Raw genomic sequence first — 24,438 nt, forward strand, 5'->3', positions numbered from 1 at the left:
TATTTTAATGGAATTTTCTACTAATAACCGCTGTGGATTATTGGGGGGATTACAATCACAGCGAGCTATTTCACAACTACCTTCAAGAAGGCCGACACATCAGTGAAAATATGCCACTCGCCATATCTATTGATAATTTCATAGACACTGAGCGTGAAAACACAGAATTAGCCCTGTGTGGAAAGCTAGCAATAATTAGGTCCATCCTAGACGCGGAGAAAAGAAGCTCGCTTTACTTCAACCCCAATAAAGTAAGAATAAAAATCACCTTCTCCGAGCTTGAAAACACTTGGTATTTACCTTTCTTTCGATCACTTACAGAAAACTGTAATAAAGATGAGCTAATCGAAAGACTCAAAAATATTACATTGATAATTTTTAACTACGATCGGTGTATTGAGCACTTTCTACTTCATGCTGTGATGAGCTACTACCGATTAAATAAAGTTGAAGCAGCCGAGGCATTGGAACAAATCGATATCATTCATCCCTATGGCGTAGTCGGCTCTCTTGAATGGCAAACACACGAACCTTCAACCGCCGTGGAATTTGGAGGCGATATAGAGCCACAACGATTAGTTGAGTATGCCCAAAGAATTCGCACCTTCACAGAGGGATCTCAGTCTCATCAAATGGAGCGCATTACTAAAAAGATGTGTCTCACGGAAAGGCTTATCTTCCTAGGTTTTGCGTTTCACCCACTTAACATGCAGCTCATTGGCGGCGGACAGCCAGAAAACTACCAAAATCCAAATACCGTCGATTGCTACGCTACAGCTTACGAGACATCTGAAAGCGACCAAAAATCAATACGAAACTCTATAACTCATTTATATGAAAGACCAGTCGAGATAAACACCGTAAATACAACATGCGCGCAACTGTTTAAAGACTACTCTCGCAGTCTTGGGTACTCCTGACGGCCCTCCAAGCTTTTAAGTCCACGTTTCATTATCGTGTTCTTAATAAGATATTTGCTATTGGCACCAAACTCCCTTGCAGCTCGCCGAGTGGAAGTCGATTTTTGGGGTTGAGCGAAAGAGCTTGTCGGGGCAGGGAGGCCCCGTCAAGCCGCGCCCCAAAAATCGGCTGGAGCGAGGATAGCCGAAGGCCGAGAAGCCAGGATGGCCTCTTTTGATGACTTTTCTGGCCAAGCAGAAAAGTCATTCGCCCGCCCGGCGACTGAGGGCACACAAATCAAAGGCCGTGCCGCAGCCAATCGTATAACTGCCACTCACTAAGAATAAGATTTTGCTCTTAGCAGCAGCGCTAGCCCACCAACACGCCGTGCAACATCTTAACCGCCAACAGCACCATCACCACCGCAAAAATCCGCTTTAACGCAGATACCGGCAACCGATGCGCCAAGCGCGCGCCAACGGGTGCGGTGATAAAACTCATCAGCGCCATGGCCAGCACCGCTGGCCACACCACAAAACCTAACGTGTGCTCGGGCAGCCCTGCAACGCCCCAACCATTAACCATATAACCCGCCGCACCGGCGGCGGCGATGGGCAAACCAACGGCTGCCGAGGTGCCCACGGCACGGGCCATAGGCGTGTTACACCACACCAAAAACGGCACAGTCAGCGAGCCGCCGCCAATAGCCACCAGCGCCGATACACCGCCGATGCCTGTGCCCACCGCACCAAGCCCTAACGGACCCGGTAAAGTGCGATCAGGCCGTGGCGGTTTACCAATAATCATATACAGCGCCACCGCACTCATAAACAGGGCAAAAAAGATCGCCAGTGGGACGGCGCTTAAGAAACTGGCAACAAAAGTAGCGGCAAAGGTGCCCAGCAAAACGCCGGGTGCCAAACCGCCCACGGCGGGCCAGACGACACCGCCACGGCGGTGATGGGCAAGGGCGCTGGCGATTGCGGTGGGCACAATAGCCGCCATCGAGGTGCCGAGCGCTAAATGCACATTGTGCTGGGCGCTAAAACCCTGCGCGGCAAACATCATGCTTAGCACCGGCACCATAATACCGCCGCCGCCAATACCTAGTAACCCGGCAAACACACCCGTAAAGGCGCCCAGTGCGAGATAACTTAACAACCACAGCCAATCCACTTACCACTCCTGCGCCAGCGACTCTTAAGAGTCGTCGTTTTTGTCTTTACTGCGCCCCGGCCCTTCACGGTCCATTCGCTCAAGTTCCTTTTTGTATTTTTCTAGATCTTCCCAATCAAAGGGGCTGCCAACATTTAGGCCTTGGTCTAGGTGAGCGGCGCGCTCGCGGGCATTGTGCTCTAGCGAGTGATCTTCGTCTTCGCTTGTTTCAGCGTGATCTTGTTTGGCTTTTTGATCGCGCTCGTACTTTTTTAAAAATTCAGATGCTTTCATGCTTACCTCCTGAACGTCAGCCTCTATAATGACGCCTTTTCCATAAATAATGAAAGATCGCCCATGAGCCGCGAGCGTTTTGCGAAGTTTATAAGAGTGTTGCACCAGCGTCAGCCCGATATGACGGTACTGACCGATAAAGTCCACAAAGGGCAGAATATCTCAGCGATCATGCGCACCGCCGAGGCGGCCGGCATTGGCGAGGTGCATATGGTTAAGCCCGATCGCGGCCATATTGTGTACCACAACACCGCCGGCGGCATTGGCCGCTTTACCACCCAGCGCGTCCACGAGCGCATAGAAGACGGCTTTAGCCATTTGCGCCAGCGCGGCTTTACACTGGTAGCCGCCCACTGGTCGGATCGGGCCATCCATTACCGCGAGTTTGATTACACCCAACCGTTTGCGCTGGTGATGGGCGCCGAGAAAAAAGGGTTAAGCGATTACGCCGCACACGAGGCCGACGCCCACGTCACTATCCCCATCATGGGTTTGGTCGAGAGCTACAATGTCAGCGTCGCCGCCGGGATCATACTGCAAGAGGCTTTGCACCAGCGCCAACAAGCCGGCCACTATTTACGCGGCTGCGCTGAGGATGAGCGCTACCGGCACACACTGTTTGAGTGGGCGCAACCGGATATGGCACGCTACTGTAAACAACACAAGCTGCCCTACCCCGAGCTGGATGAGGACGGCGACCTTATTCCCCCAGCCAGCGCCCGGTACCGCCGCCCCAAAGAGGTATAAAGCATTTAACGGGTACATTGTCAGCGCAGAATTTGGTGTACACTCAAACGACATAAACGCACGGCTATGCAGGCCACCGCCAATGTTACATATTGCTAACCCAACGGAGTGAATTATGGTGTCTTTTGTTAAAAATCTCATCCGCACGGCTACTATTGCCCTGTGCTGCCTCAGCGTCGGTGCCAGCGCCGATGCCCTCGATAACATTATAGAGCGCGGCAGTCTACGCGTTGGCGTCGCACAGTTTACCCCCTGGACCATGAAAAGCGAAAAGGGCGAGTTATCTGGCTTTGATGTGGACGTTGCCCGCAAGATCGCCGCGGACATGGGCGTTAAGGTCGAGTTTGTCGAGTACGAGTGGGACAAAATTTTACCCTCACTGGCGGAAGGTAAAGTCGATATGGTTGCCGCTGGTGTCGCCATCACCCCCAAACGCGCCCTGCAGGTGGCCTTTACCAACCCATACTCTGAATCTGGCGTAGGCTTAGCGGCCAATATCAACAAAACCCGCGACGTTAAAACCCTCGCACAAATGAACAGCAAAGACTTCACCATCGCCGTGGTACGCGACACCATCGCCTTTGATGTGTCCGGCTCGCTGTTTAAAAAAGCATCCGTTAAAGTCTTTGACAGCTCCAAAGAGGCCGAGCAAGCGGTACTTGATGGTAAAGCCCACGCCTATATCGCCAGCCAACCGGTGGTTAAGCACTTTGCCAACAGCCACAAGCAAGTCGACCTGCCAATGAACGCGCCGTTACTTAGCTACAAAAATGGCTTGGCCGTCCACAAAGGCGAGCAATCACTGCTAAACTTTCTAAATGCGTGGATTGTCGCCCGCACTGCCGACAAATGGTTGTCGGCAAGCAACCGTTACTGGTTTGACAGCCTGGAGTGGAAGGAGGCGCAATAATATGGCGCTTAAAATTCCGTTTTTAGCTACCCTGATTGTGGGCACCGCACTAGCGGCGACGGCCCATGGGCAGGATAACCGCAGTAAAAGCAATGCCGCCGATGATCGGGCCATGGAAGAGATTGTGGTAACCGCGCCCAACTGGCGCAAAGAGACCGCACCGACCTTGCCCGAAGAGCCGCGCTGGCAAATTGACGATGAAACCCGCGTTAAACTGCAAAGCCGTATGCAGTTTGGTTACGACCCAGTGTTAGAGGAAATTCGCAACAGCGATGACCGCATCAAAGTTCGCAGCAACGTCAACGAGCCCGAGCCCTCAACCATCTTTCGCTTTAGCTTTTAAGCCCAAAACACTCAACCGGCTCATCGGTTGAGTGTACCCTCGCCTCCTCAACCCCCTTTACACTTCTTGCTCAAACCTTCACCTAACGGGTGCTATGGCGCTTGTATTCACTGGGTCTTGGCGGCAGTATAAGCCTCAATAAGTCATATTTATTACGCTCTTAGCGACATTACGATCAACATAACAATAGGTTTGCGAACATGATCCACCCCCACTTGGTAATCACCCACAGCGCGCTAGCGCTCACACTGCTGGCAGGTGCGGCACAGGCCGAAACCTTTACCCTGCAATCGCCCGACGAGCGCTTATCGGTCAATATCGACGTGGCGCAAAAAGTAACTTGGTCAGTCAACTTAGATGACGCACCCGCCATCGCCCCCAGTACCATTGGTTTAACCGTAAAAGGGCTGGGCGATATTGCCAGCGAAGCCAAGTTGATCAGTGTTGATCGCAACGAAGTAAACACCCGCCATAGCCCGGCGGTAAAACATAAATCCGCCGATATTACCGAGCACTACCGCGAGCTATCACTGCGGTTTGATAACGAGTTTGGCGTTGACTTTCGCGTTTACGACGACGGTGTTGCCTATCGGTTTGTGGGCGAATACAGCGAGCCCATAACTGTCCAAGACGAAACCATGGCGCTCAACTTTCCCGCCGGCGCCACCACGCTCTTTCCCGAAGAGGAGTCCCTCATATCCCACTACGAGAGGCTGTATGTACCCAGTAAAGTTGCCGATATTACCCCCGGACGCTTTGCCTCACTGCCCGCTTACATCGGCGTTAACGACATTAACATCGTCTTTACCGAGGCCGATTTATACGACTACCCCGGTATGTTTTTATACGGCACCGGCCAAGATGGTTTTAGCGCCGGCTTTAGCAACCTGGTAACTGAAGCCACGCCTATGGCAGGCTCGGAAGATCGCAACCAAAACCTTAGCTTTGGCGACGCCATTGCTCAGACCCAAGGCGACCGCCATTACCCATGGCGCGTGGCCGTCATCAGCGACGACGACGGTGCTTTGGTCGAGAGCCAGCTGGTCTGGCTGCTGTCGCGCGCCAACCAACTGGACGATACCAGCTGGATTAAACCCGGTCGTATCGCTTGGGATTGGTACAACGCCAACAACTTATTTGATGTGGATTTTAAATCGGGCATCAACACCCAAACCTACAAAAGCTACATCGACTTTGCCGCCGACTACGGTCTTGAATACGTTATTTTGGACGAGGGCTGGACCAAATCCACCACCAATTTATTAGAGATGAACCCCGACATCGACGTGCACGAGCTGGTGCGCTACGGCCAGAGTAAAGGCGTCGAGATTATTCTCTGGGCTCTGTGGGGGCCACTCGACCAAGACTACCAAAACATTTTAAAAACCTATGGTGAGTGGGGCGTGGCTGGCATTAAAACCGACTTTATGCAGCGCTCCGACCAAGAAATGGTCAACTTTTACGAGAAAATCGCCCGCGAGGCGGCCAAACACGAGCTACTGGTAGACTTTCACGGCGGCTTTAAGCCCGCCGGCCTGCGCCGCGCCTACCCCAATGTGATGAGCTACGAGGGCGTAAAAGGCAACGAGAACAACAAATGGAGCGCCGACGTCACCCCCGAGCACACGGTAACCTTGCCCTTTATTCGCATGGTGGCCGGCCCCATGGACTTTACCCCAGGCGCGCTGCGCAACGCGCACATAGCCAACCACCACATCAGCCACTACCGGCCGGTTAGCCTTGGCACTCGCGCCCACCAAGTGGCCATGTACGCCGTGTACGAAAGCGCGCTGCAAATGCTGTGCGAGTCACCCTCCACCTACCGCCGCGAGCCAAAAGTCACTGAGTTTATCAGTCAGTTTCCCGCCGACTGGGACGAAACCCACGTGCTTGACGCCCAAATAGCCGATTATATTTTGGTGGCCCGACGCAACGGCGATAACTGGTACATAGGCGCTATGACCGACGACACCGCGCGCACCTTAACCATCGACTTTAGCTTTTTGGGCGAGGGTAAATTCACCCTCACCGCCCTGCGCGACGGCATTAACACCGAGCACTTTGCCGAAGATTATAAAATCGAAACCCAAGCCGTACAGGCCAGCGACAAACTCACCATCAACCTCGCCTCCGGTGGCGGCTGGGCCGGCGTGATCAAACCAACCGAGCAATAGCCGACAGGCGCGAGCTACTCGTTAGCTCGCGCCTTTTTGGCCCATATTTACCCCTTAATCTAACGACCAGACTTTCTTCCGCTCAGTCGTGGAGTCAACACTCTAGCTAAAGATGTAATCGGGGCTACCGCCCCAAAACAACATCTAATTAGGAGCAATAAGCGAGCTCCAAAACGCTATTGCAACCGGCTCGCCTGCCCACGCATTCTCCCGCCGCGAGCAACATGGCATAATGCCCGACGTACTCCTTATCACAACGCCAGAGAGAACCCCATGCCGTCTTTGCAAGATCAGCTGAAAAATGCGGGCTTAATCAACGAGAAAGAAGCCAAGCAAATTCAAAAAGACAAGCGCAAGCAAACCAAGCAAGCGCGTAAATCCAAGCAGGTGGTGGTGGATGAAACCAAACAATCGGCGCAAGCCGCCCGCGCCGAAAAAGCCGAGCGCGACCGCGAGCTAAACCGCCAGCGTCAGGCCGAAGCCGAGCAAAAAGCCATTGCCGCGCAGATTAAGCAGCTAATTGAAACCCACCGTCAGCCCAAGCTTGCTCAGGGCGAGAGCGAGGTGGATTACAACTTTACCGACGGCAAAACCATTAAAAAGCTGCTGGTGACGCCGCGGGTGCAACAGCTTCTAATGCGCGGCCAGTTAGTCATTGCCAAGCTTGGCGATGGTTATGAGCTGGTGCCACGGGTGGTCGCCGACAAAATCGCACTGCGTGATCAAGCCTGCATTATTGTCACCAAAGGCCCAGTCGACGACGAACCGGACGAGGACGATCCGTACAAAGATTACGTGATCCCCGACGATTTAATGTGGTAGCCAACCCATGACCATTAACCGCAGAGCCCTACTGACCCGCTCGGCCGCACTCGCTGGCGCCTTGGCCCTAAGCAAACAAAACGCGATCGCTAAAGCCCTAAAGGAAACCGGCCTAAAAGAGCTCTACCAAGACGACTTTTACCTCGGCACCGCTATTGGCCACGCTCGCTTAACCAACCCGCCGACAGGCTTTAATGCCTTAGTCGCCCGCGAGTTTAACGCGCTCACTCTTGAAAACGACATGAAATGGGAGCGCGTACACCCCCAACCCGAACAGTGGGTGTGGGAGTACGCCGACAAATTTATAGCGCTGGGCGAGCAACACAAAATGTTTATGGTGGGGCATGTACTGGTGTGGCACTCGCAAACCCCACCTTGGGTGTTCAACGACAAAAACGGCAACCCGGTATCGCGCGAGGTTTTGCTGGCGCGTATGAAGAGCCACATCGACACTCTGGCCGGCCGCTACCGGGGCCGAGTGCATGCCTGGGATGTAGTCAACGAAGCGGTAGACGAAGACCAGGGCTGGCGCCAAAGCCCTTGGTTTAAGCAAATCGGCCCGGATTTTATCGAACACGCGTTTCACTACGCCCGTGCAGCGGCGCCCGACGCGCACTTGATGTACAACGACTACAACATGCACAACCCCGGCAAGCGCCAATTTGTGGTGGACATGATTAAACGGTTTAAACAGACCGGCGTACCCATCGACGGCGTAGGCATGCAAGGCCACATAGGGCTAGGCTACCCGGATATCACCGAGTTTGAAAAAAGCATTAAAGCCTTTGCCGCCGCCGGCGTGGCCGTGCATATTACCGAGCTAGACCTAGATGTACTGCCCACCGCGTGGGAGCACATTGGCGCCGAGATCTCTGACAACTTTGCCTACGCCGATGAGCTAAACCCCTACCCCGACGGCTTGCCCGCCAAGATAGAAGCGCAACTTGCCGAGCGCTATGCCGAGTGGTTTGCACTATTTTTAAAACACCGCGACAGCATTGCCAGAGTCACCCTCTGGGGCACCGGCGATAGCGAGTCTTGGAAAAACAACTTTCCGGTGAGGGGCCGCCGCAATTATCCGCTCTTGTTTGATCGCGATTATCAGCGCAAATCCGCCTACCACAGCGTCGCTGCGCTAAGAAAATAATGGCCGCGAACCCAGACCTTATTATGATGACGCCGCAATATTTGCTATATTGCGGCCCAATTGGCAAAACCGCGCCAAAGCGCTTCTCTCACCGGCGCCGCGTCGCTAACCTGCCCCATTGATTCAATGGTCACCAACAACGTATCAGGATGACTCGATGGCAGATCCCTGCTTTCAAATAAAAGGCACCAGCGTCACTAGCATGGTGCTGGATCTATACCACTATCAAAGCGATGAATTTTCCCGCACACTTGCGCAAAAGGTGCAAACAGCACCGCTGTTTTTTACCGGTTCGCCGCTGTTTCTTAACCTCGCCTCCTTCAACGGCGAGCTAAGCAAAGAGCAGCTGCAAGAGATCATCAAGCACTGTCAGTCGCAGGGTTTTCAATTATTCGGCTGTAAAGGTGGCAGCGAGCCACAGGCCAAACTGGCTAAAGATCTAGGGCTGGTGCATTTGCCCGCCTCGCGCGCGCGCCCTGACAAAACCGAGCAGCCGCCCGAGCAAGAGCCCGAACCTGCGGCCAGCCCGGCGCCAGAGGCTACCAGCCGCCCCACACGTATTATCGAGCGCCCGGTGCGCTCGGGGCAGCAGATTTACGCCGAGGGTTCTGATCTAATTTTGCTGGCACAGGTCAGCGAGGGCGCCGAAGTCATTGCCGATGGCAACATCCACGCCTACGGCCCATTGCGCGGACGCGCCCTGGCCGGTGTACGCGACAACCCCAATGCGCGCATTTTTTGCCAACAACTTGAGGCCGAGCTGGTATCCATTGCCGGACACTTTGTACTCAACGACACCCTGCGGGACAGTTGCTGGAAGCAACCGGCACAGATTTTTTTACAAGACGATTCCATTGAAATTGCCGCACTGTAAATAGTGCCAAACACATTGAGGAAACACCGTGGCTAAAATTATTGTTGTGACTTCGGGTAAAGGCGGGGTGGGTAAAACCACCTCCAGTGCCGCTATCTCTACCGGGCTGGCATTGCGCGGCCACAAAACCGTGGTGATTGATTTTGACGTGGGCCTGCGCAACCTGGATTTAATTATGGGTTGCGAGCGCCGCGTGGTGTACGACTTTGTCAACGTCATCAACAAAGAGGCCTCGTTGAAGCAGGCCTTGATTAAAGACAAACGCACCGATGGACTGTTTATTTTGCCCGCCTCGCAAACCCGGGACAAAGACGCCCTCACCTACGAAGGTGTCGAGGCCGTGCTGGACGAGTTGGCCAAAGACTTCGACTACATCATCTGCGACTCACCAGCGGGTATCGAGCAAGGCGCGCAAATGGCGCTCTACTTTGCCGAAGAAGCCATCGTCGTCACCAACCCCGAGGTATCCTCGGTGCGTGACTCCGACCGTATTTTGGGTATTTTGCAAAGTAAGTCTCGCATGGCAGAGCAAGGCAAAGCGGTTAAAGAGCACTTGCTGTTAACCCGCTACAACCCCTCGCGCGTGGCCAGTGCCGAAATGCTAAGCGTTGCGGACGTCGAAGAGATTCTGGCCATCCCGCTACTGGGCGTAATCCCCGAGTCCGAGGCCGTACTCAAAGCCTCAAACCAGGGCGCACCTGTGATTCTCGATACCGAGTCGCAAGCCGGTCAAGCGTACCAAGATGCCGTGTCTCGCCTGCTGGGCGAAGAAGTCGAGCATCGCTTTTTAGAGCAAGCGCAAAAAGGCTTCTTTAAGCGATTGCTGGGAGGCAAGTAATGGGCATACTTGATTATCTGCTAAAGAAAACCAAACCCACCTCGTCGGCCTCGGTGGCAAAAGAGCGACTGCAAATTATCGTCGCCCACGAGCGCAGTACCCGCGGCCAGCCGGATTATTTACCGCTAATGCAGCAAGAAATCATCGAGGTCATTCGCAAATACGTCGAGATTGACCAAGATCAGGTATCGGTGCAGCTCGATAACGCCGACGACTGCTCGGTGCTGGAACTGAACATCACCCTGCCAGAGCGTTAGTGCGCGCGGCGGGTTCAGCCCCTCGCCCGTCTGTGTTCGCAGCGCCCGGTTACCAGACCCCGCTACCAACCGGGCGCGCGAGCTTTACCTTGCCTAACAGACACGCGGCTAGCGATCGCGTTACAATAGCGCCTTCCTGCTGGCCCGCGCCACGCAAACCCTCATAATTAAAACACCTATAATCACTACTCTACCGGTCCGCGCCTCGCGTGTTACCGGCGCTGTCGTTATAGCTGTTTTGCAACGGAAGAATTCATGACCGATATTGCACCGGCACAATCCACCCCTCGCCTTAGCAAAGGCGCCATGTTAATGATTGAAATTGCCCTCGCCATTGGCGGCTTTGGCATCGGCACCGGCGAATTCGCCACCATGGGCCTTATGCCTGCCATAGCCGAAGGTTTAGGGGTATCCGAGCCACAAGTGGGCCACGTAATCAGCGCTTACGCGCTGGGCGTTGTGATCGGCGCGCCGCTGCTGGCGATTGCCGGTGCACGTCTGTTTCACCGTCATTTACTGTTGCTGCTAATGGGGTTTTACGCCCTGGCCAATATCGCCAGCGCCTTTGCGCCCAATTACGAAAGTTTGTTGGTTATGCGCTTTATCGCGGGTTTACCTCACGGCACCTACTTTGGTGTGGCCGCCTTGGTGGTCGCAAGCCTTGTGCCGCCCAGCCAGCGGGGCAAAGCCGTTAGCCGGGTAATGATCGGCCTCACCCTCGCGGTACTTATCGGCAACCCGCTCGCTACCTGGCTGGGGCAATCCATCAGCTGGCGCTACGCGTTTGCCTTAGTCGGCGGCTTATCGGTGTTAACCGTAGCGCTCATACTGTGGTTTGTGCCACTAAACAAACAGCAAGTACGCAACAACCCACTGCACGAAATAAAAGCTTTTAACCGACCGCAGGTGTGGCTGGCGCTGCTGATCGGCGCCACCGGTTTTGCCGGTGTCTTTGCCGTGTTTAGTTATCTGGCCCCCACTATTTTGCACGTCACCGGCGAAAGCAAAATGTGGATTCCTATCGCTATGGCCACCTTTGGCCTGGGCGGTTTTACCGGGAATATTGTCGGCGGCTGGCTGTTTGATAAATACCAATTCAAAGCGGTAGGTGGTGTTCTGCTGTGGAGCATTTTTATTTTATTGCTCTACCCCCAAACCACCTCCGAGCTGTGGAGCATTTTACTGGCAACGTTCTTAGTCGGCACCGTGGTCGCGGTATCGCCACCACTGCAAACCCACCTAATGGACGTGGCCCCCGGCGCGCAAACCTTATCCGCCGCGTCACACCACGCCGCCTTTAACACCGCCAACGCCATAGGCCCCCTACTGGGCGGCATGGCCATCAGCGCAGGGTTTGGCTGGAGCTCGACCGGCTACGTCGGTGCCGCCACCGCCGTCGTGGGTTTAGTGTTTTTTGTGCTTGCCTGGCAACTGCAGGAGCGAGAAGCGCGATTGCTCAGTAACACAGCGACAAGCTAAGTGATCACCCGCGCTTTAACGGATTGTTAGCAACTAAAAAGGCACTGCCTGCGTGTCTGTTTGCGTCTTTCTATGTGCCATATCCAACACCTTCGTCGTAGTAAAGCTAACGATAGAAGGTGTCTATTTTTTGTGGGGAGCACCATCACATAACGCCGTACCCTGCGGCAAGTTTGGAGGCGCAGAATGCGCCGGAAAAATTGTCCGCAGCAGCACATTGTTATTAGGGCAGCCCCCGCTCCAAGAAGATTGCTTCAGGATGCGGATTGAAGCGGTACGGACCAATTTCCTCGAAACCGAACGAACGATAGAGCTGTAGTGCTGACTGTAGCTCGGGAATGGTGTCAAGATAAATCTTTTGGTAGCCCAGCCGGGATGCCTCAGAAAGGAAAGACTTCATGAGCATCTTACCTATACCCTTCCCGTGGCAATATTCAGAAACGAACATCCGTTTCATTTCGGCGACCCCAGGTGCGAACTCGCGCAGCCCCACTACCCCCACGTAACTACCTTGGTGTTTTGCAAGAAGCAGCGCGCCCTTCGGCGGCCCGTACATATGCGCGACATTCTTCAGCTCGCTGGAGAAACCTTGAAATTCTAGATCAACGCCAAGAAACTGAGCATACGCGCGAAACAGGAGTGCTCCTTGCGAGAACTGCTCCTGCGTGGACGCCATCTCAACTACAGTAGTCACTTTAACTCCCTGCTAAGCCGCCAGAACGAAGTTGATTTTTCGTGCAGGCGTAGCGAAAAGCACAAAACAAACAACGCAGTGGAGGTCGGCTTGAGCCACTTTTTAAATTTACCGAATATATTTAAAACCCAGGTCATGAGCTATAGTTATTTATGCTCTCCTAAATAGACAACATCGGTTGCGCCTGACCTGGCAACGGCAATATCAATGACGGAATCTTCATTAAAATCACCAAATGCGAAGCCATAGAGCACTCCTTCATCATCACCAAAAGGAACGGAAGTAAACTGCTTACCTCCTCTATTAAAAAATACTTTTGGCTGAGCTTTTCTGTACCCAACAACAATATCTATTAATCCGTCGTCATTTATATCAAATTGAGCTAAAGCATTGGGTTTTTCTATTTCGGATTCTAGCCATTGAGGCGAACTAAAGAGTTGTTTGTCTGCTCCCCATAAGACAGCGGGACCTCGACTATCATCAATAATTGAAATGTCAATATTGCCGTCCCCATCGAAATCACCAGCAACAACACTCCGTATAGCCATACTTGTATCACCAAAAGCTATTTTTTTATCAAACACTCTATTTCCTGTGCAAAGATAGGCGTAACTTTGCCCTTGATCTCGATGAGGTACAATAATGTCTTTACAACCATCTTTGTCTAGATCTACCGAAATGGAAGTCGTTGCTGGCCCCCGCGCAATTGAGTTACACTTTTTTTCAAATAATCCTCCAGCCTCTCCATAGCATACATAGGTTGAACTGCCTTTCTTCGAACGGTTAGCGATTAATACATCTGGATACTTATCGATATCGATATAACCCACATATATATTTCTGGTCGGCCATTTTTCTTTCCCTAACACACCTACTGCACTAAACTGACCAGAGCCATCGTTAAAATATACCTTAGTTGGATCTGGTCGATCATTGCTAACTACAACATCCAAATCTCTGTCACCATCCAAATCAAATAATACAGCCGAGTAAGATCTATCAGGCGTGTCATCTAACTTTTCGGGCTCGCTAAAACCACCGTTTCCATCACCAATAAATATCGAATTACTTAACGGCCAATGTCGTCCTTTTGCAACCAGAACATCTAAATGGCCATCTCCATTTAAGTCACCAGCACTAACATTTGAAGATTTTTCTTTGAGACTCCCCAGTTCAATTTCGTGTTGGAAGGTGATAAGTGGACTAGTTTTTTCTGACGCGGATACACACGATGTGCTCGAAGTAAGTGTCAACACTATCAACCAAATCTTTACCCTAGTTGCACATATATGGTGATAACTATCTAGATTTACTACTGATTCCATCGTCAATCCTTGAGCTTGCGAGCATCCGGCGGCCGACAGGCCGCGAGTGATGCGCTTGGTTATGGATCTTTTTTTCACTCAATGCTGAGATTACCATGCTTGTACTGTTTATAGCCGGTATAGGGAAGCAGAGCTGTATCAACAACTCCTGATGCCACGCTATCTATTACATAGAACCCCAAAAACCAGTCAATATACATGCCGCCAGGTTTTGAGTGAAGGTAGCAGAAATTATAGGCGACACCGCTATATACTCTTGGGATATTATCACAGTGAGTTTTCTGTCGCTTTAGGTTAGAGGTAACTTTCTGGTCAGAACTCCCGACTGTGATGAATGACCCACAAGCACTTAGTGTAATCCCCAAAAAAACTGTCAAAATAATTCTCATGTATTCAGAATCTCCGTCTCCATAACGTTCGTTAGCGAGCGTCCTAATTGACGCGTTTGTTAGCTTGAGCTGCACGAATAAATGCAAGATCGCTGGTAACAACTCCAACACCTGATGCGACAACCTTAGAGTATGATTCGGCAATAGGTTCATGTTTAGACCAAAGATAAATGTCCGAACCATGCTTCTGCAACCTTGATGCTAGACGACCAGGATAACCCCAAAAATATTTTGCCATTGAGGGTGGTATTAAAAGTATGGTGTTTCTACAGGACTCAGGAACAATTCCAGCCCATCCAACTAAAAGATAATCTATGCCGCAACTCTTTACACTATTAACGCTTGCTAGCCTTAAGGATGAATCCTTGCTTCGAAACCACTCTATACCTTTTGAAGAAGTAATTACGACATGGTTAGATTTTTTTCCGGATATATAAGTATAGAAAGTATCAAATGAACGTATGTCGTTATTCTTTAGGTTTAACCAAAATTCATGCTTTGGGTACCGCTTGTAAAACTCCTCTAATTTGGAAATCGCAAAACCTCTTCCTCTAAAGGGGAAAGTCGAACCATCGTCAAACGTATATCCATATCCTGCATCAACAGCCTCCAACTGTTCAAAAGATGATTTATGTACCGGCCCAGTCCCGTTTGTAGCACAATCCAATGTCCAGTCATGGAAAACAACCAGCTGATCATCACTAGTTCTGTGAACATTTAGATGAATTACGTTAGCTCCGGCTGCAATAGAAGAAGCCACAGCTTCCAGTGTATTCTCAACCGTTTTGACATTTGATTCCTTTAGTGAAATTGCGTTGCAGCCCGTTTTACCCAACTTGTCATAGTTAACTAGGCTTCCACCTCCTCGATAGGCCACAAGCTCGCCTTGTCGCTGGATCTCAGGAACGAACACATAGGCGTTTATAACTCCTAGAGTGGCTATGCAAGACAGAGAAACCAATGCCGTCTTAACAATTTTTTTTAACATTTGCCACCTAAATCCTTGCACGATGAAAAGCTAACGCCGCATTCACCGGCTTGTCCGGTGCAATGCTTTGTTAGCATAATTTTTGACTCGCACTGTTAAATGGCACCTGCAAGCCAACCCATAACATTTAATAGAAACTCTTCATTTTGTTCAGCACCTTTAGACGCCAAGCCAAATGTTTTCCCTGTTTTAGTATCTAGTTGAGATGAAAACATCATACCCTCAGAAAATACAGCTATTCGACCTTTACCGACCTCCAGTACAGCACCTTGACTCCAACCTTGCACAAGCACCCTTGCAGTATCAGCATTTACTTGAAAAGGCACATCAGGAACAATAGAAACAGCCCCTTCACCAAGATTTAAAAGTGAAGTCGCCTCAGGCGGAGTTTTGAAAGCTGAGCCGCCAAAGGTTCTAACCTGCTCTATACGATTAGGTTGCATAGTTATTCCTGGCATTTCAGGTGCAGCGGTAGATAGATAAATATTTTGTTCTAGCTGTCGGGTTTTAGACGTAATGGGATGTTCACCGAGCGTCTTGTCCTTAGCACGAAACATCGCATTACCAACATGACCGTTACTAAATTGAAAGCCAAATTCACCCGCTAAATTTTCAATGACACGGGGAAAAGGAGCATGGTCTGCGATTAATAAAAGCGCTCCACCTTCCAAGACCCACTTTTTAATACTTAAAACTTCTTCATTGCTCAATGCTTCAGTATAAGGTGGATTCCAGTCTTTTCTATTTCTATCTAACGCATTGGCAATAACCAATAAATCAGCATCATGTAGTGTGGCTAATGAAAAGCGGCTGTTATTTGGCCGAACGGTATAACCATCGCTTTCAAGAACCTGCACAAATGGGCTATATCGCCCACTTGCTGTTAGGAAATTATTGTGTGCTTCATCTACAAATACAACAGGGCTATTGTTTTGAGAAAAAGTTTTGTGGGTATTTTTAGGTATAAAGTTTGGATCAGCTTGTTGAGGTCTATCGGAACAAGCTAACAGCGCAGTCAAAAATACCCCAAGAAAACTTACCTTAAAAAATGTCATTTATTATTTCCATATAGTATTACAGCCCGAAACTACAATAAGTATGCTAACGCAAAGCGCAACCGCGTGAGCTCGCGAGCGTCCGGCACACGAAGTGTGCGGATTGGCGCGTATTGTTAGATGCCGGCGAAATCACGATGGCTCATTGAACGTTATTTTTACAAAAAACTCCAAGCCTTCCTCGCTCACAAGCCAAAGCTTTACGAATTTGTCACCTGGCCAATAGTTGGGATCTTCTCCAAATTTCAAGGGCTCTCCATTCGCCAAAAAAGCCTCAACCTTAGCAACATTGCTGGTTTCAACGGGAAGGTCGATTAATACATGCCGCCACTGCCAATTGATCTTTCCAGTGGTTTTATCCTTTACGCCCATCATATTGATGGCATTAGATACCTTAGATCCATCGTCACCAACAAAGCCAGCTTCGTCTTGCAAGATACCAGTTTCATAGACCCTCTCCGCATGAGCGATGTACGGAACCAAGATCATCAATAGCGCAAATAATAACTTATTCATATCTATTTCCTTATCTAACGCCCGCCTCAACTGCCGGAGGCTACTGGTGCCTTTTTTGCCGGTTTTTTTGGGCAAAAAAGGTGACAGTGGCCGGAGGTCAGATTGCAGGCGCTTGTTCAGTGCTTTAACTATGACCATTGCTATCTATTGCACGCTTAACAGTTCTGAAAGTCTGGCTGCCATCTTCAATTAAAGTATCAAAGTCGAAGTAGTTAGGCTTACTACCCATATCAATCCATGCATTCTTTAAATACTCTTTAAACTTGATTGCTCTTTTATATCGAGAATCGATAGCTAGAGAATTCAAGTCGTGCATTAGTTCTCTTCGTATATCTTTATCCAGTATTGGCGTGTCAAAAACCATTGCATCTAAATAAGAGAAAACTGAAAGCCATCTTTTTAGGTGATAAGCTCCTATGCTCGTAATTCGGAATGAGCCCGGCATTTCGCCAATAAGAGTACCATTAACATCCTCTTCAAATGTAACTCTTTGGGATGTTTCAATGAGCTTTTTATTCGTACACTTCCTCAAAGAGTGTGTTATTTGGTCGACTGTAAATCCTAAGCTTTGCATCTGCTCAAACAGGTTAGTCGTCTGGCAGAATCCATCATTATCAAGATGCTCACCCGCGCTATCTAGTAGTGCCAATATGATTGGCTTCAAAAAGTGTTCTTTTGAATCAGTGGAAGAAATATCATAGATATTCATCGCAATTGAGGTGTCGGGATTATAATGAGAATAATCGCCTAGCAGCGCAGATTTCGTGAATTCATGAAGTGGTATTCTATATCGTCCTTCCTCATTCATAATCCTAATGATTTTCTCTGCATCTACATTTGGGCTTCCAATAAATCCTGTGACGAATTCGATTGCAGCCCGTATATTCCCACCAGTAATATTTGATAGAAACTCATAGAGTTCCGAATTTTCGGACAAAGATGTTATAAGTGCCTTTAAAAACTGAGATAAATTACCTGCATTTACTCTTACATAATTAATGGCCTCAATTGGAACATTGCCTTCTGCCATGCTGAGAGCAAAAAGTAGCCGCTTTTTAATGACTGAGTCAATTCTTGGTGGAGATATTGTGAATATCTTATGAGGGTATGCCGCTAACGCGCCTGAACGCTTGGATTTAAAAAATGTTTGGGGCCTAACGGAGACAAAAACGGTTGAGTTCCAGTCTTTCGCGAGTTCTTGAGCAATAATGAATGCACTTTGCTGAATCTCAAAGTCTCGTTGATCAGCATTATCTAAGGAAATGATAATCTGCTTTTTAGTAGACTTTGCATGTCCATTGATACACCTCTTTAAATGTTGATCTTTTTCTCTGGTGATAGAGTCAAGCATTTCCAACAGTTTAGTTTCATATAGCTCTGGGTTACTTTCTTTTTTCTCTCCCCATATGCCATTTGAAAAGCGATGTATATCTGACGCATAGATCCCCTTAATAAATTTAAAGGCATTGACGTCTATAGTATATTTATCATGAAGTTGTGCTTCAATTTCATTCAGAACGAAAGATTTCAGATCTTGAGCAAGGGCAGCTTTAGATCCAAGGTCAATATAGATGTAGATTGCGTTCATAAACTCTTCATGAGCGCTGTTATACATTAGATTTTTTACAAAAGAAGTTTTTCCTACCCCAACATCTCCTAATAATACTATTGGCCTCCTTGCTATTGCCTCAGCGAGGATATCTGGCGAAAAATTATCGCTTTTCTTTTCCTTGACAGGTGCAACATGTGGAACAGATTCGGTCTCGTTAAATAACGATGCATATCTAGCTTCTAAGATATTTTTACTTAATAAAGCATACTTTGACAATGCACCGCTGTCACAGTAGCACTCTGAGAAAAATGTTTCCTCTACTTCACTATTTTCAATAATATCTTGTAGAAATAGTTCAGAGAGTTGCCTCAAGGTCGCATGCGTCTCGCTTGGGTATCTGACAACCGGATAGTTTACTAATTTTGAAGAGAGTTTGTTTGGTATTCCACTTTCGCCCGAAACCAAATATCTAGAAATATTCCTTTCCCTAATTCCAGCTTGAGAAAGAAGCTGCCAAGCAATAGGAAAGTTTTCGAGCATATGGCTAAGACTTGTGAAAACGACAGCTTTTCCTTCATAGACAGATACCCCGTCCTGTCTGGAAGCTAAGAAAACTATATATTGATGTCCATTGCTAACGATAGCAATTGGTACACCCCGCTGACTGCAGTACTCTTGTGCTTGTTTGATTGCATCTGACGAGTCTGCATCAAGCTTAATTATTGAAGGCAAGTCACTTATCAATGACTTCGACGGTCCAGCTGGAATTTCAAAGGTCTTTCCTTCGCGTTTAGCTTCAAGGATAGCAAGCCTTGGTTTCCCTAGTTCATAATCTGTAAACTTTCTTTGCTCAGATTTTTCAACTTCAACTTCATCCCGCGACCATCCGAGGCAATCAAACAGTACTTTGTCAATGATATGAAACCTTGTCTGAGCTTCATTCATATCGGAGTCATGCTTCAATTTAGATATAAGGGCACGTAAATAAGCTTCTCCCTCAGCTAACGTTGTCAATTTACTCTCCTTATTCATTTATATGTCGCGAGTAGCACTGAACATTTGTATAGCGACCTTGCGCGTTATAGCCCCTAGAATATCTTTAGGAGTACAGTGCAACTCACTGTTTCAGCTAACTTTTTGTTCGCTACAGCAAAAAAGGGAAGGAAGAAAAGTGTGCGTGCGCGTTATCCTGCGGTCGCGAGCCTTATTATCTACCTTCCTATCTGGCTAAGTGCTTAATTTTACCGTTATTTTTATTTATCGAAAACAACAGAGTGTGCGCTTGTTAGGGCAAAGCGTGCCATGGTTTAGGGGGCTTGGCAATACACCTGTATAAGTATGGGGTACGCAAGCGCTAACGTTGCGTAAAAACGTCCATTAATGCCATAACAGCTTTTGCCTCGGGTACTGAGCAGGGGTTATCACGTTCTCCACGAAAGTACGCATTCACCTGCGCTATCATCGGCTGCTGGACGTGGTCGGGGTTATCAAGGCAGATCTGTTGGTTGCCATCGGCATTTTCTAGGTGAATAGTGGGCGAGCCAAAGAAGTTGACACTCAGCTTTCCCTTAGTGCCAATCACTTCATACACATCTCGACTTTGTTGCCCTTGCACACCAAACCCCCAGCGCCCCTGCAACACAACATCATTTTGTAACCGTGCCCAGCCACAGGTAAGGTCATCAGAACTATTGTTGTGCTGCTGATTAAGACTAACACCCTGCGCGCTAACAACCGGACCAAACCACTGCAAGATTAAGTCGATTTGGTGAGGCGCTAAATCGTAAAACAGACCGCCGCCAGACAGGGCCGGGTTAACGCGCCAGTTATCGTCGCTATTGCTGATAATGTCAGCGGCGATAGGCTGCAGCATATCGACTTGCACCATCAGCGGCCGCCCTATAGCGCCACCTGCCAGCAGCTCGGAAAACTTTAAAAAGCCGGGCACATAACGGCGGTAATGTGCCACCACCGCTTTTTTGGTAGATTGCTGTTCGGCTTTGATAATCGCGTCGCACTCTTTTGCGTTAAGTGCTACGGGTTTTTCGATGTAGACATGCTTGCCCGCTTTTAAAGCTGCAATGGCGTAGTCTTTGTGCTGCGCCGGGGGCGTGGCGATATAAACCGCATCAATATCCGGGTTGGCCAGCAGCGCATCGGCGTTGTCGTAATACTGTGGCACTTGGTGACGCTGCGCAAAGTCTTTCGCTTTAGCTAGGTTACGGCGCATGACGGCCAGCAACTGCGAGCCACTTGCACGATAAAATGCCGGCCCGCTTTTTACCTCACAGACATCGCCAACGCCAATAATGCCCCAGCGGATGGTTTTTGCAGAAGACACAGCAGCCCCTTTTGCTATTTATGTTAATAGTGCGCGAAAAGCGGACAAGTATACTGTGAACCTCGCAAGCGGAGAAACTAATCGGCCGCTTCCGGCGCCTGCAGCGCTTTGCTGTAAAAACCCGACGGGTCAAAACAGCACACTCGCTTTTTACCGGACGCCAGCATGTCACAAGCATCGTCGATTCGCTTTGCGCGGGTTTTTGCCTGCTTAGCCGACTCCACCCAATGAATCCAATCAACCCGGGCAAGCGCAGTAGTCGCATTCCAAACCGCAAGCGCCTCTGGCAGAGCATCCAATGCTTGCTGTACATCTTGCGGTACACTCGGCTCGGGTTCTACCGCCACTGGCGCAAGGGTAAGCTCTACCAGATCGCCAAAATTAACACCCGACACTTGCATGAGTTTTTCGTCGATACGCAGCCAATGGCTTTTCTGGCCGTCGGGCTCCAGCAATACTGTAAAAGGCTGACGATTGATCTGCCCCTCTACCGTTGTCCGGCCGCGGCGGGGCAAAGTATCACTCACCTCGTGGGGTAAAATAATAAATCCCCATAAACCATGCTCGCCCATTTTTTTGGGGCGGTGTAGCAAGGCACTGAACTGAGATATTTTTTTAGTGGTGGTCATAGAGCCTACCCATAGATTTACAAAGATCTCTTACTCGGAGTTTGACGGCCTGCTATACCGCTATGTGTTGATTCACTGACCCCGATTAAACACATTTAACATCCACTGCAACACTTGCATCTCGTGCAACGGCTCATCCAACGAGTCTACACCGGCTTGATACACAGGTTCACCAATCGCGTCACGCCTTTTGTCCATTAACGCTTTAGCATAGTCGCGAGTAAATTCAGGGTGGCCCTGAAATGTTAGGATGTTATCCCCCACAGAGGTCATCGCTACCGGGCAGTTACTTGTGCTTGCCAGTATTTGCGCATTAGGCGCTAGTTTAACCACTTGGTCTTGATGGCTGGAGATCAGCGCAAAGCTATCGCCGGGTGCGCCAAACTCGGTGGCCACCGGCGTTAGCTGGTTGTGGTGCACGCCAACGCACCAGCCACCTGGCGCCTTCGCCACCTCACCACCCAACGCCTGGTGAATAATTTGATGCCCAAAACAGATACCCACGATAGGTATCTCGTTGCTCGCCATCGTTTTTATGCGCTCTTTTAGCTGGGCAATCCACTCATCTCTATCGTAAGCTGCCGATTGGCTGCCGGTAATAAGAACACCGGAAAAATCATGTAGAGATGTAGGGTACTGCTGTTTATTAACGTCAAAGCGCGCAAACTGTAAGCCCGCGTTAACCGCCAATAAGCTTTTAATAAACATATCGGGGTACTGCCCGTGGCTGCGGGCAAGCGCATCGGGGATAGTATCGGTGTTAAAAATAGCAATGGGTTTCATGTCGACCTCCGCAATAGTGATACGCCACAAGCGGCGGCTTATCACTCGTTAACGAATCATGCCTTGGCGCAGGGGCTGTCGTCTATTACTCTTAAGCACAAATCTAACATTTATAACTTATAAAAAGGACACTCTTATGCGCCCCTTATGTCGCTGGTTATTTACCATACTGACATGCAGCATCGCCCTCGCAAGCGCCGCCGCAGACAACTGGAACGGCAAGCGTGCCGCCGTGTCGTTAACCTATGACGACTCTCTGAATGTTCACTTGGATAACGCCATTCCGGTACTCGATGAATACGGCTTTAAAGCAACCTTTTACCTTACCGTGGGCTACCCGCCGTTTGGCGAGCGGCTAAACGAATGGCGCGCAGTTGCGGCCAACGGTCACGAGCTGGGCAACCACTCGTTGTATCACCCCTGCGATGCGTCTCAGCCGGGCCGCGAATGGGTAAACCCCGAGCGAGATTTATCCCAGTGGAGCGTGGCTCGCCTGGTAGACAACTTAAAGGTTGCCAATATTGCGCTGCAGGCGGTCGACGGTAAAAAAGAGCGCACCTATGCCTATCCCTGTGGTGATATGTCAGCGGGTGGCGAGTCTTATGTTGCCGCAATCAAGCCCCTGTTTGTGGGCGCGCGCGGGGTTAAGAGCAGCATTATGCAGCCCGATCAGGTGACGCTGTTTGATATCGACTCTTATGTGATTAACGGCAGCAGTGTCGAGCAACTTAAAACATTGGTAGACGATGCGATTGCAAAAGGCGGCCTACTGGTGTTTTTGTTTCACGGCGTAGGCGGTGAGCACCCACTCAATGTGGATAACGCCAACCACACAGCCTTAATTAAATACTTAGATAAAAAACGCGAGCAATTATGGGTTGCACCTATGGTGGAGATCGCCCAGCACCTTAAAAAGCAGCCGCAGTAACCTTTATGGTTCGCGCCCCCTGCACGATAAAGGCGGGCGCGACTTTGTCACCACAAGATACCGACCCCACCCAGTTAACCTCCCCTTTCGCAGCATGGTGCACCAAAATCGCCAGCGGCGCACCCAACTACGTTCACCACAGCCCCCTTCTGGTGCAGTGGCTTTTTATCGCTCGATAACCGGTTGCACCAACAACAGCACGCCGCGCACCACAACAACGCAAAAGCCACGTAAAACTCGCACAAAATGTCGGTTATTTACTCGCTAATTACGCTAACTCATTGATCGCTATTGGCTTTTTCTTGCTGGTTCAAATGCTGCATAGGCCACTGCGCAATATCGTTCTTATACCCATGGGGGGTAACGGGCGGCGCACTCTAGCGCCAACGGCCACAACAAAAGTCCTGTGCAAGACTGACCGACACCAAGAGAGTAATGACTATGTCCTACTTAATACCTTCAGAGTTTGTCACCAAGATGGTGGATGCGGGTGAATCGAAACTATTTATGGGCACTCGTGACGCCCTGATCCGCGCTTACATGGCGGGCGCTATTTTGGCCATTGCCGCTGTTTTTGCGGTAACCGTAACCGTGCAGACAGGTTACCCCATTATCGGCGCTATTTTATTCCCGGTCGGTTTTTGCATTTTGTATTTGATGGGTTTTGATTTGCTCACCGGGGTGTTTGTGCTGACACCACTGGCGCGCTTTGATAAACGCCCCGGTGTAACCTGGGGCGGTATTTTACGGCACTGGGGTATTGTGTTTATTGGCAACTTTGCCGGCGCCCTTACCGTGGCATTAATGATGGCGATAGTCTTTACCTACGGTTTCTCTAAAGAGCCTGACGCAGTGGGTAAAGTAATTGCGGGTATTGGCGAGTCGCGTACCGTGGGCTACAAAGAGTACGGCGCCGCCGGTATGTTAACCATTTTTGTTCGCGGCATGCTGTGTAACTGGATGGTCTCACTGGGCGTGGTTGGCGCGATGATCTCAACCTCGGTAAGCGGTAAAGTCATCGCTATGTGGATGCCCATTATGCTGTTCTTCGCGATGGCGTTTGAGCACTCGGTGGTGAATATGTTTTTATTCCCGTCGGCGTTAATTATGGGCGGTAACTTTTCAGTGATGGATTATTTGATTTGGAACGAGCTACCCGTAGTACTGGGCAACTTAATCGGCGGCTTGTCGCTTACCGGCCTGACGCTGTACACGACCCACGTGCTCACCCAACCCAAACGCGCACTGTAATTAACGATTAGTGCCCTACCACTTTGGCCGCTTGCGGCCAAAGTGGT

General features: G+C 49.8%; 24 protein-coding genes. 13 read left to right on the plus strand and 11 right to left on the minus strand.

The genetic code is table 11. The annotated features are described in order from the left end of the window. The first annotated feature begins 110 nt into the window (after window positions 1-110). On the plus strand, window positions 111-920 hold the full coding sequence (locus tag AACY82_RS17055; protein ID WP_339618058.1) for a hypothetical protein: 810 nt from the start codon (window positions 111-113) through the stop codon (window positions 918-920). A gap of 349 nt (window positions 921-1,269) precedes the next feature. Here the strand turns inward: AACY82_RS17055 and AACY82_RS17060 are convergent, their stop codons facing one another. Together AACY82_RS17060 and AACY82_RS17065 are read right to left on the minus strand one after the other, a co-directional pair. Continuing rightward, window positions 1,270-2,076: a sulfite exporter TauE/SafE family protein gene (locus tag AACY82_RS17060; RefSeq protein WP_339618059.1), complete on the minus strand. Its 807-nt coding sequence runs from the start codon at window positions 2,074-2,076 to the stop codon at window positions 1,270-1,272. A gap of 24 nt (window positions 2,077-2,100) precedes the next feature. Further along, window positions 2,101-2,349 carry a peptidase S14 gene (locus AACY82_RS17065; protein ID WP_339618060.1) on the minus strand — a complete coding sequence of 83 codons (249 nt, stop codon included), beginning with the start codon at window positions 2,347-2,349 and terminating at the stop codon, window positions 2,101-2,103. A 63-nt stretch (window positions 2,350-2,412) separates the two neighbouring features. Here AACY82_RS17065 and AACY82_RS17070 point away from each other — a divergent pair, with 63 nt between their 5' ends. From AACY82_RS17070 to AACY82_RS17115, 10 genes are all read left to right on the plus strand, one after another. Beyond that, entirely contained in the window at window positions 2,413-3,096 is a 684-nt protein-coding gene (locus AACY82_RS17070; RefSeq protein WP_339618061.1) for a TrmH family RNA methyltransferase, read from the plus strand. 115 nt (window positions 3,097-3,211) lie between these two features. Next, complete coding sequence (locus AACY82_RS17075; protein WP_339618062.1) at window positions 3,212-4,006, plus strand: transporter substrate-binding domain-containing protein; 795 nt, start codon at window positions 3,212-3,214, stop codon at window positions 4,004-4,006. A gap of 1 nt (window position 4,007) precedes the next feature. Further along, the gene (locus tag AACY82_RS17080) at window positions 4,008-4,349 is read left to right on the plus strand and encodes a hypothetical protein (RefSeq protein ID WP_339618063.1); all 342 of its coding nucleotides are present in this window, start codon (window positions 4,008-4,010) and stop codon (window positions 4,347-4,349) included. Window positions 4,350-4,549: 200 nt separating this feature from the next. After that, complete coding sequence (locus AACY82_RS17085) at window positions 4,550-6,523, plus strand: glycoside hydrolase family 97 protein (protein ID WP_339618064.1); 1,974 nt, start codon at window positions 4,550-4,552, stop codon at window positions 6,521-6,523. Window positions 6,524-6,796: 273 nt separating this feature from the next. Beyond that, window positions 6,797-7,345 (plus strand): DUF2058 domain-containing protein, encoded by a 549-nt coding sequence (locus AACY82_RS17090; protein WP_339618065.1) that lies wholly within the window; start codon window positions 6,797-6,799, stop codon window positions 7,343-7,345. A 7-nt stretch (window positions 7,346-7,352) separates the two neighbouring features. Next, window positions 7,353-8,492, plus strand: a complete 1,140-nt coding sequence (locus AACY82_RS17095; RefSeq protein ID WP_339618066.1) for an endo-1,4-beta-xylanase — start codon at window positions 7,353-7,355, stop codon at window positions 8,490-8,492. A 157-nt stretch (window positions 8,493-8,649) separates the two neighbouring features. After that, window positions 8,650-9,366 (plus strand): septum site-determining protein MinC, encoded by a 717-nt coding sequence (minC, locus tag AACY82_RS17100; protein ID WP_339618067.1) that lies wholly within the window; start codon window positions 8,650-8,652, stop codon window positions 9,364-9,366. Between the two features lie 28 nt (window positions 9,367-9,394). Continuing rightward, entirely contained in the window at window positions 9,395-10,204 is an 810-nt protein-coding gene (gene minD, locus AACY82_RS17105) for a septum site-determining protein MinD (RefSeq protein WP_339618068.1), read from the plus strand. Further along, window positions 10,204-10,461 carry a cell division topological specificity factor MinE gene (gene minE / locus AACY82_RS17110; protein ID WP_339618069.1) on the plus strand — a complete coding sequence of 86 codons (258 nt, stop codon included), beginning with the start codon at window positions 10,204-10,206 and terminating at the stop codon, window positions 10,459-10,461. Before minD ends, minE begins: the two co-directional genes overlap by 1 nt. Before the next feature lie 255 nt (window positions 10,462-10,716). Then, window positions 10,717-11,940 carry an MFS transporter gene (locus tag AACY82_RS17115; protein ID WP_339618070.1) on the plus strand — a complete coding sequence of 408 codons (1,224 nt, stop codon included), beginning with the start codon at window positions 10,717-10,719 and terminating at the stop codon, window positions 11,938-11,940. Window positions 11,941-12,163: 223 nt separating this feature from the next. Here the strand turns inward: AACY82_RS17115 and AACY82_RS17120 are convergent, their stop codons facing one another. The 9 genes from AACY82_RS17120 to AACY82_RS17160 all read right to left on the minus strand — a co-directional run bounded on the left by AACY82_RS17120 (window position 12,164) and on the right by AACY82_RS17160 (window position 22,212). After that, complete coding sequence (locus AACY82_RS17120) at window positions 12,164-12,634, minus strand: GNAT family N-acetyltransferase (RefSeq protein ID WP_339618071.1); 471 nt, start codon at window positions 12,632-12,634, stop codon at window positions 12,164-12,166. Window positions 12,635-12,780: 146 nt separating this feature from the next. Beyond that, window positions 12,781-13,959 (minus strand): VCBS repeat-containing protein, encoded by a 1,179-nt coding sequence (locus AACY82_RS17125; protein WP_339618072.1) that lies wholly within the window; start codon window positions 13,957-13,959, stop codon window positions 12,781-12,783. A gap of 432 nt (window positions 13,960-14,391) precedes the next feature. Beyond that, window positions 14,392-15,336, minus strand: a complete 945-nt coding sequence (locus AACY82_RS17130; protein WP_339618073.1) for a glycerophosphodiester phosphodiesterase family protein — start codon at window positions 15,334-15,336, stop codon at window positions 14,392-14,394. Between the two features lie 95 nt (window positions 15,337-15,431). Further along, window positions 15,432-16,391 carry a DUF4350 domain-containing protein gene (locus AACY82_RS17135; protein ID WP_339618074.1) on the minus strand — a complete coding sequence of 320 codons (960 nt, stop codon included), beginning with the start codon at window positions 16,389-16,391 and terminating at the stop codon, window positions 15,432-15,434. A 132-nt stretch (window positions 16,392-16,523) separates the two neighbouring features. Further along, on the minus strand, window positions 16,524-16,907 hold the full coding sequence (locus AACY82_RS17140; RefSeq protein WP_339618075.1) for a hypothetical protein: 384 nt from the start codon (window positions 16,905-16,907) through the stop codon (window positions 16,524-16,526). A gap of 124 nt (window positions 16,908-17,031) precedes the next feature. Next, window positions 17,032-19,473, minus strand: a complete 2,442-nt coding sequence (locus AACY82_RS17145) for a hypothetical protein (RefSeq protein WP_339618076.1) — start codon at window positions 19,471-19,473, stop codon at window positions 17,032-17,034. A gap of 340 nt (window positions 19,474-19,813) precedes the next feature. Beyond that, complete coding sequence (locus AACY82_RS17150; RefSeq protein ID WP_339618077.1) at window positions 19,814-20,800, minus strand: Gfo/Idh/MocA family oxidoreductase; 987 nt, start codon at window positions 20,798-20,800, stop codon at window positions 19,814-19,816. A gap of 77 nt (window positions 20,801-20,877) precedes the next feature. Continuing rightward, window positions 20,878-21,429: a YdeI/OmpD-associated family protein gene (locus AACY82_RS17155; protein ID WP_339618078.1), complete on the minus strand. Its 552-nt coding sequence runs from the start codon at window positions 21,427-21,429 to the stop codon at window positions 20,878-20,880. A 72-nt stretch (window positions 21,430-21,501) separates the two neighbouring features. Further along, window positions 21,502-22,212, minus strand: a complete 711-nt coding sequence (locus AACY82_RS17160; RefSeq protein ID WP_339618079.1) for a gamma-glutamyl-gamma-aminobutyrate hydrolase family protein — start codon at window positions 22,210-22,212, stop codon at window positions 21,502-21,504. Between the two features lie 136 nt (window positions 22,213-22,348). Here AACY82_RS17160 and AACY82_RS17165 point away from each other — a divergent pair, with 136 nt between their 5' ends. Then, window positions 22,349-23,140 (plus strand): polysaccharide deacetylase family protein, encoded by a 792-nt coding sequence (locus AACY82_RS17165; RefSeq protein WP_339618080.1) that lies wholly within the window; start codon window positions 22,349-22,351, stop codon window positions 23,138-23,140. Between the two features lie 441 nt (window positions 23,141-23,581). Continuing rightward, complete coding sequence (locus tag AACY82_RS17170) at window positions 23,582-24,391, plus strand: formate/nitrite transporter family protein (protein WP_339618081.1); 810 nt, start codon at window positions 23,582-23,584, stop codon at window positions 24,389-24,391. Window positions 24,392-24,438: the final 47 nt, after the last annotated feature.

Source organism: uncultured Gilvimarinus sp., from assembly GCF_963972205.1.
GTDB lineage: Bacteria > Pseudomonadota > Gammaproteobacteria > Pseudomonadales > Cellvibrionaceae > Gilvimarinus > Gilvimarinus japonicus.